The sequence below is a fragment of the Wolbachia endosymbiont of Tuta absoluta genome (assembly GCF_059414725.1).
Genome location: NZ_JBNRJY010000250.1, coordinates 1 through 926 on the forward strand (window position 1 = coordinate 1; position 926 = coordinate 926).

Below are 926 nucleotides of genomic sequence, written 5' to 3' on the forward strand. Positions count from 1 at the left end.
CAGTAAAAAATTTAGTGAATATGGGAGCTACCATACTTAAGGCTCCAATTTTATTGTTTGTAGCAAATGAGAAAAAGTATGGTGATGCTTATCTTACTATGTGGAAACACCAATTGAAAGAATGTTGGAAAGAAGTAAAAAGCGACTTTAATGTTGTTACAAATGGGGAAAGGCCAAAGCCGAAGCAGAAGGATAGATCATCTTCGTAGGTCGTTTGTATTGTGTGTTTATTTTTTCTATTGACTATTAATTTGTTGTAACTTATTATTTTTGCTGTAAACGAAATACAACAATGATTCTACATCCAGTTCGTTTCAGCCTACTAATATTTTCCCAAAAATTATATCTTACCTTCCTATCCTACGTTCCCCAAAAATTTACACCATTTCCCAGTTCGCTCCCTGAGAAAAGTTATTTAGTTTTCGACTGATTATGGTTGAATAGTTTTCGTTACCGGAAATAACGCCCCTTACAATCAATCAATCAAAGTTTATTTGTAAGAATATATGTGTAAATAGAATAGATCTTAAAACTAGGTTCCCGTACAGTATTCTGCTTGCGTTTTCCATTACAATTAAAAGCCACAACAGCTGAACATGGGCTTCCCCTACCATTGCCTTACTCACCACGATTGGCAGTCGGATTGGCGACCACAGCGCAAGATGTTGCATTCACAGGGAACGCCGCTGCCCATTCCCTGGATGAATTCATCCCTTAGTCGCATTTACGACATGGGTAGAATTGGGGTGAAGCTATTCTAACCCGGCATCACACTACGAATGTTTAAAGCAGTGTAATAAAATTATGCTTGGTTAACCTCCCCGCTCGTCAAAGCACACATGTGTACATTAATGGCCGCCTACCGTTCGCTCGTCGAAGCACACATGTGTGCTTTAAGTATGGTGTCAAATTTTTCGCGCGTTTTC

The 926-nt window shown here is 38.8% G+C and carries 1 pseudogene; it reads left to right on the forward strand.

Annotated features, from left to right (window positions below):
- Nucleotides 1-209: pseudogene (locus ACJ5GX_RS02745) on the forward strand (hypothetical protein); the annotation flags it as partial.
- Nucleotides 210-926 lie beyond the last annotated feature (717 nt).